Genomic DNA, 1,461 nt, shown 5'->3' on the forward strand with positions numbered 1-1,461 from the left:
ATGCATAGCGCAGCAGGCCATCAAAGCTGAGGCTGCCGAGGCCATCTGGTAACTCGACGACCTCACCGACTGCAAGTTCAAGCGGCGGGTTTGGTCCATCCCTGCCCGCGACCAGCTCCATGTTGCTCACATCCAGGGCGAAGACATTTCTTGGCACACCCCCATCGAGCCCCAGGTCACCGGCATAAACATTCACGGTCAGCAAAGGGTCGATTGGGTCGGGATAGATCGAGGTGTATGCACCAGAGGTGAGCGTCTCCACGGTCGGATAGAAAAACGAGATGAGTCCAATCTGCTTAGGAATGGCATCTGGTGCTTTGACCACTCCGAGCGATGTCATGTTGCCATCCTGCGGAAGGTAGACCACCGGTCCGGAGAAGGCGACGTTTCCCTCGCCATCGGTCAGGGTAACGACTGGGGCGTAACCATTACCGGTCAGGTAGACATTCGCTCCCGGAACGGCCAAAGGATGATTCACCCTGATCTCATCGCTCAGCTCATTTACTCCGTCATCGAGGGTGACGCTGGCGATGAAGTCGACGGGCTGTCCGAGGTTTTGCCGGTTCCTAAGGTCGTAGACAACCTCGAAGTCATCGAGGGTGAGACTGAAGGGCTTGAGCTCGTCCTCGAAAAACAGCGGACCCGGAGCAATCGAGTCATAGCTTGCAAGGTTGTTCACGAAGGTGTCACCCTCAACCAAAACCCGCTGTCCAGAGAAGCTGAAGCCCCCACCGATGCCGACCGCGATCAGAACCCCAACCAGGGAAAAGTGAAAGACCAGGTTGCCGGTTTCCTTGAGGTAGCCCTTCTCGGCAGAAACCGAGTTCCCCTGCTGTTGGACTCGAAAGCCTCGATCTCTCAAGAGCTCGGCAGCATTTGCAAGCTCGATCTTCTTTTGACCCTCAACGTGAACCGCCATGCGGCGCAGATTCTCTGGTGTCTTGACGGGCTTGGATCTGATGGCGGCCAGGTGAACCTTGGTTCTTGGCAGCACGCAGCCAACCAGGGAGACAAACAACAGGATGTAGATGGCCGAGAACCAGACCGATGTGTAGACATCGAAGAGCTGAATGGCGTCAAGAACCTCTGCCAGCTCTGGTTGATTATCAAAGAAGAGCCTCACCCCATTGGGGTCTGCGCTGCGCTGCGGATATATGGACCCGGGAATGGAAGCCAGCGCAAGCAATAGCAGCAAGAACAGCGCCGTGCGCATCGAGGTGAGCTGACGCCAAAACCAGCGCGGCCAAAACAGCAACCTAGAGAACCAGGACGATGCCACTGTTCACCTCCTGAAGCCAGGTGGTGAACTGCAGCCAGAGCCCGGTCATCATGACGATTCCGAGCAGCATCAACAGGATTCCCCCAAAGATGTTGATGGCCCGAATGTTGCGCTTGAAGAACTCCAGGCTCCCCTTGGCCCAACCGATTCCGGCCGCAATCAGCAAAAACGGAATGCCGATA

Annotated in this window: 1 protein-coding gene and 1 pseudogene; both read right to left on the reverse strand. The window is 56.5% G+C overall.

The annotated features are described in order from the left end of the window. Positions 1 to 1,279, reverse strand: a 1,279-nt coding sequence (resB, locus tag AC1QQ2_RS14180; protein ID WP_479713622.1) for a cytochrome c biogenesis protein ResB, incomplete at its 3' end; no start/stop codon positions are given. After that, positions 1,257 to 1,461: pseudogene (locus AC1QQ2_RS14185) on the reverse strand (hypothetical protein); the annotation flags it as partial. The pseudogene AC1QQ2_RS14185 and the gene resB, both read right to left, overlap by 23 nt.

Origin of the sequence: Aestuarium sp. (assembly GCF_023253315.1) — a bacterium.
Lineage (GTDB): Bacteria > Pseudomonadota > Alphaproteobacteria > Rhodobacterales > Rhodobacteraceae > Marivivens > Marivivens donghaensis.